Origin of the sequence: Allobaculum sp. (assembly GCF_047010065.1) — a bacterium.
Classification (GTDB): domain Bacteria; phylum Bacillota_I; class Bacilli_A; order Erysipelotrichales; family Erysipelotrichaceae; genus Allobaculum; species Allobaculum fili.
The window spans coordinates 1-6,419 of record NZ_JBKXLD010000121.1 but is presented as its reverse complement, the minus strand read 5'-3'; the positions used below and the strand labels follow the sequence as shown (position 1 = coordinate 6,419).

At 50.1% G+C, this 6,419-nt stretch carries 1 protein-coding gene; it reads right to left on the bottom strand.

What is annotated here, in order from left to right:
- Positions 1 to 160: 160 nt before the first annotated feature.
- Complete coding sequence (locus tag ACLUYS_RS09035) at positions 161 to 6,061, bottom strand: discoidin domain-containing protein (RefSeq protein ID WP_412659657.1); 5,901 nt, start codon at positions 6,059 to 6,061, stop codon at positions 161 to 163.
- Positions 6,062 to 6,419 lie beyond the last annotated feature (358 nt).

Below are 6,419 nucleotides of genomic sequence, written 5' to 3'. Positions count from 1 at the left end.
GCGTATCTAATATTCAGTCTCGCGTATACCCGTCGATTGTTTGACACTTACGGTCTTTGTCGTTCCATTCAAAAAAGCGGCAGTCCCGTCTGGGGCTGCCGCCATTTATAAAGCCTGAATTGGATTTTCGAAGCGCTTCGATGAAATCCGGTTAGTTCAGTTAGGCAAGTTTTTCTGCACTTGGTTTGATGCGGGCATTGAGCAGAGCCTGGTTGAGCTTGAGAGCAATGCTGTTGACTACAGCCTGGCTTCTCGGGCTTTCAATCATTTCTTCTGCCTCGGCAATGGCATCCTCCAGTGCAGTCCATGCTGCGTTCTGGACGTAATCTTCGGCATTGAGAGCCTTAGCGGTATCGACAGCCAGTTTCAGCTGTGTGGTATCCACATCGTCCGCCTTGAAGGCTTCTGCTGCATAGAAGTTGATTTCTGCCATGGATGCATAGGAATCGAGCTGGTCACCGCCGGACTTGAGGACTTTCACTTCAACATAGCGTGCATTTATGCTCGAGAAGGTCATTGTCTTCCATCCGCGGTCGGTCAGCTGTTTTGCACCGTGTTCAAATGTCCAGGTACCGACCGAAGTCAGGTTGTCTTTGTCATTTCCAGCAAGGAGTTCCACTTCGAACATGTCGCCGTTGTAGCGTCCTACGCGCGGCAGGAACGATACGTCCGTCAGATCATAGGACTTGCCCAGATCGTAGAGTACGTACTGCGGCATGCCGCTTGCGGTCGACCAGTTGGAATGCCAGTAGGTCGACTCATCCTTATCGAGGGAAGCGTCGAATGTACCTAAGCCGTCACCTTCCATTTCATCGTTGCACTGGGAAGAACCGCTGTCTACGACTACGCCTTCATCGCCGGTGTAGTTGATCAGATGGGACTTCATCGGTGCACGATACTGCAGAGAACTCAGAACGTTAAGCAGTTCAACGGTCGCATAGTCGACTGTATCCTGCGAATCGGAAGCGAGAGCGTCTTTTGCTTTTTTAATAGCCGCTTCCAGATCCGGTTTGGAAGAATCCAGAACGATGCCGTCTGCCAGTGTCTTTTCGGCACGGGCGATGGCTGCGTTCAGCTCAGTAAGATCAATGAAGTTTCCAACTTCTACTTCGTACGACGCTGTCTTAGCTGGGTCGGTTGCGGAAGCCACAGTAATGGTCGCTTTACCCGCTTTCTTACCGATAACATACCAGGTAACGTCGCCGCCATCCTGTACGCAGTCAACTGCAGCTACATCTTCGTCAGAAGAGGAAACGGTGAATACGCCGGAAGCCTGCGACGGAGTAACCGTTGCGTTCACTTCACTGATGGAACCGAGGTTCAGCTGTTTTTTGTTCGTGGAATCGGCTGTAATCGATTCAACCGCGATTGCACCCGGCTGGGTGATGTAGAACTCGCAGAGCGTAAGGGTTCCGTTGGTCGGATCCGCATCACTCGCCGTTGCACTGCCGCTTTCTTCAACGGTGAAATCGATGTTTGTAACGTTTACGTTTTTCTTAGCATCCGGGATAGTGAAGGTGTATTCCGTCGATGGCTGATCGTAATTGCCGCCGGAATAGGTTTCCTTCGATCCGTCCGCAAAGGTGATTTTTGCACTGACTTTACGTACTTTACCATTTGAGGTAAGCGCGCCAGCCGTCACGCGGAAGCTCTTGAGCGGAGCCGGTTCTTTTAAGCCCATATGGATGGTCACTGGAACTTTATGGGTATTTACATCCCATGCAGATCCATCCGTTTTCCATGTGAACTCAAAGTCGCGGCCGTCCGAGCCGTTAAAGAGTCCGTCGAAGTTTTCCTGCTGGATAAGAGTCTGTACGTTTGTACCGTTATCCGTTGGCAGGGCTTCGTTGGTGATCGTCATGTTCAGATCCGAACGTGCGAGCACTTTATCCTGCGGAGCAGGAACGGAATCTGGATCAAATCCATGCTCGTAGGTGCGATCGATGCAGGAACCGGTCGGGCCGATCACCATTGTGTTCTGCGCCAGGTTGATATCCGCACTGGTGCCGGCTTTCTTCGCCTTCAGCTGGAAGGCAGCCACTACACGGGTACCGGAATAGAGGGCTTTATCTCCTCGGTTAGCGAAGGCCACGTTGACTGTACCGTGCTTGTCAGTATACGTTCTTACACGGCTGAGGTCTTCCATATCGCCAAGGAACGGTGAACCGGTTACACCGGATGTTCCGCCTGGAACGAGGGCTTCAAACGTGTCCGTGCTGTAATTGAAGAGAGCACCCAGAGCATTGGCATTCTGGATATTGTTGCCGTAAAGCGAAACGGTAACGATATCTCCTGCATTGAAGGTCGTCTTGTCGGCCATGAAGAACAGGTTGCCGGACGGTTCGCCTGCCTTGGTCGTTCCGCCATCGAGTGCCTTCATGGTGAAAGAGTAATCGTATACGTCGTAAATGTTGTTGTTGTTCAGGTCCGCATGATGCGCTGCGATCTGACTGTCGAATGTCGAAGTGTCTGGTTCGGATTTCTGGAGACCCAGATAGTTCTTCATGTTCGAGTAGTCTGCATCGCTGACTTCTGCACGCTGCAGGTTGCTTCCTAATGCCCAGCCGTTGGTTCCGTCTTTCTTATTGATGCGGATTTCGCTGGCAGAGAAGAAATTGCCTACCGAAGCTCTTGGAATCAGACGGACATAACGTGCTGCGGAATTGCTGGCCGTTTTCAGGTCAACAACTTTTGTCTCGGCACTGCGTTCCCAGTTCTGGCGCTCCAGATCGGTCCAGTGTACGCCATCCAGAGAGAGGGCGATATCCATGGACGTTATGGTACCGTTGCCGCGGTCGTCACGCGGATAGTATTCGATCGAATCGAGATCATAGATCAGACCAAGATCTACGGTCATGCTTTCGCCGATGGCTTTTCCGCCGGAGTGGAAGCCGCCGTCGCCGGACTGATAAATGTGGTCAAAGGCAAGTTCTGGATCGTGGTTGCCGTAAATATCGCCAGTCCAGGTAATGCTTTCTGGTGTCGGGGTATTTCTCCACGGGTCATCCAGAGTAGAAACGGTGAGTTCACTGGACCAGTTGGAATAGCCGTCTGCCGTTCTGGTTCTGGCCTTGAACGTAAACGCGGTATTGAATGGCTGATCGCTGAGTTTCAGTTTTGGTTTTTCTGTGTGGTAGATCTGGCTGCCGACCATTACGTCATAACCAGTTGCGCCGTCTACTGCCGGCCAGGAAAGTTCGATCGAAGAAGAAGTAATTTTATCTTCTGCCGGAGCACTCAGAACTGGAGCCGGGATCGACTCAACGAGAACATCCTTGCCGGATGCCTGCGTATTTTCGAAACCGTTGATGGTTGCGGTCTGCGCGTTTTTGTTTACATCCGTTTTCGCAAACTTCACGTAAACTTTCGGTGCATTGATGATATGCATATTCGCAAAGTCTTCATCACCAGCGTATTTGTTCATTTCTGGCTCTGCATCGTAGAACCAGCCGGATTCGTTTTCGCCAAGCTTTTCAAACGCATCAAGCGAAGCGACTTCATTTCCTGCCGCACCGTTGATCTGAACGGATGTCGGCTTCTTGGATACGTTCACAACAAACTTGGTCTGGCGGTTGGAATCGTAGCCTTCGTATGTACCCTTGCTGGCTTCAGCGGTTAATACTGCCTTATCGCCGTTTACAGCGGAAGTAAAGTGCGTTTCGACATGATCGCCGTAGTTGATGGAGTTGATCGTGCCGTAGTCATCATCTTCTGTAATGGTCGAGTTGGCGGTCATGCCGTCATCTTCGTACAAGGTGTAGTCTGTTGTTCCCTGCGGATAGAATTCAACAATACGTTTTGTCTTGTCGAGACCATCCGGGTTGTCTTCGGAAATGGCTACCGGGTTGTTGTTTTCTTCGTACATTGGAATAATGCTTCCGCCGCGAACGAAGAGCGGGAGTTTCCAGAGCGGTGCGTCAAAGTTGGAAATGATCTGGCCGCCTTTGTACTGTTCGCCGGTGAAGTAGTCGATCCAGGTATCGTTTTCGTCGCCTGGCAGGAAGATGTCGTTACGAACGTCATTTCCGGTTTCTTCATCCATCTCGGTATCCTGATAAACTGGAGCAACGAGGAACGCGTCGCCAAACAGATACTGATACTGTGTTGCTTTGGAAGCGGCATAGTCAGAATCATCCGCGAGCATCATGGCACGGATCATTGGCAGACCCTGGTCATTGTTGCCGGTGCCGTCCTTGCCAAATTCAATGTTGGCAGCCGAAGCGGCAGATGTATAAATGTATGGCATCAGCTGAGCTTTCAGCTTGAGGTACATTCTGGAGATGCCGGTATACGGATCGCCATGGGTGTATGGAGATTTAACATAGGAGCCCCAGCCGTCCATGTCCAGCATAGTCGTGGTGAACGTCTTCCACTGGTAGTCACGAGTAGCGATAATTGGTGCACCGCCGAAAATACCGTCCATATCGGATCCAATGTTCGGGTTTCCGGAGAGGGACTGACCAATATATGTCGGAATGTGGAAACGGATGTATTCCCAGTTTCCGCCGTACTGGTCGCCGGTCCAGATTGCACCGTAACGCTGTGTTCCGGCCCAGCCGTCTAGGGTAACAATGTTTGGACGAGTGGAAACGTCGCCCGTTACGATATCGTAAGCGGTTTTGATGCCGTTCAGACCGAAGGTATAGCCCGAACCTACCCAGGCTACGTCGGTTTTAAGCGTAGTAATACCGCCTGTGTTTACCTCGCCCCTGAAGTCACGAACGAGCTGCTGTTTTTCGGAAGCGATTGGAGACAGGTTGGACTGTGTCCAGAGACCGGTCGATACGCCATGTGCATTGGCATATTCGGTGAAATCGTGCAGGTTCTGCAGGTTGGCATCCAGAGAAGCCTGTCGTTCGGCTTCTGTTCCGCCTGACTGATCGTAACCATTCTGGCCATAGCCGCATCCATAACCATCGTTTGGCAGGAACCAGCCAAATGGCATATCGTTAGCTTGATAACGGTCGATAACCGCACGAGCTGAATACTCACGCGGCGCATCCGCTGCTTTGAATTTGTCTGCATTGACGGTCGGTTTTACGCCGTTCAGAGATTCCGCATGAGTTCCTTCTGGCAAAATGTATCCGGATGCCCTACCGTTTTCATAAAGCGTAGTTCCCGCAGAAGTTGAAGGTTCGCTGCCTTTGATTGTCCATCCTTTACTGCCGGTTGTATCCCAGGAGTCACGGTTGTAACAGTTCAGATGGCCCAGATAGAACGCATATTCTGGAAGCAGAACCGGATTGCCGGTAACTTTGAAGTAATCCTGCAGCAGGTCTTTGGACACCTGTGCCTTTTCATCGGCGCCAGATACGAAATAGTAGGCGTCGAATTCCCGCTCTTCATGCTGAGCGGAAACGGTGCCGTCGGTAGTTTTACCAAAATCATACGTACCTGGTTTGAAGGTGTTGCGCAGAACACCGTAACCGTTTGTGGACCAGTAGAACGGGTTTGGCGAAGCGACGCCCCCATCGGTCCAGTTGTTCGTATTGGAAATGGAGATCGATTCGCCGGTATGAACGAAACGTCCGTTCTGGGTACCGCCGCCATAGAAATCTTCGCCTTCATTGGAGACGAGTTTCTGCGCGGTTCCGCTTGGCGAAAGGATAAGCGGTTCCTTTTCCTGCATAACCGTCTTATCGCCGGATTTGACGGTCATTTTGCCGTCGGTTTTTGAAAATTCAATTTTCGTAGTGCCGCAGGAAATGGTGAATTTAGCATCATCTTCTGCAATCGAAGCGGCTGGATGCGTATACGTACCCGATTCATCCGGCTGTGCCTGGATTTTGGCAGTGCCGCTGTCCGTTGCATACTTCGAGAACTGCTTTGTTGGGTCGATGTTGTAACGGAAGATGCTTTCTTCGAGAAATGTAATCCGCCCTTGATTGCCATCCGCGAAGGTAACGTTAATCACGTTGTCTTTCGAACCCTTTTCAACTTTGGAAATTGCGTTGGAATTCACTTCTTCAGCCTGAATCGTCACCGGCATAGCGGTAACAACCGTTCCTAAAGAAGTCGCAGCAGAAAGTGCAGCCAGCGCAAATCTTTTATGGAATTTCACAGAATCCTTCCTTTCTTAGGTTTGTTTTCCGTCATAATTTGCCCGAATCCGGAAAACTGAAAGCGGTCTGAGACCTACGACTATTTTAAACAATAGTTCAAACGGAAAAAAGCGCTTTCACAAAAAGTGTAAAATGTATTGAATCGGTAAGGATTTTTATTAATTTCTACAAATAGTGCAAATGTTCGTGTCTATTTATCCTGCACATACGTTCAGCGACTGGTATACAAATTCATCTTTTTACAGTCTTTTCCATTTTTTATCACGCGTATGCAGTTTTATTTCACAGTTTTTCAAAATTGCACTGTAAGCGTCAAATAAAAGACGGGTATTTTCTCGACCGCCTCCTTGGGATAAT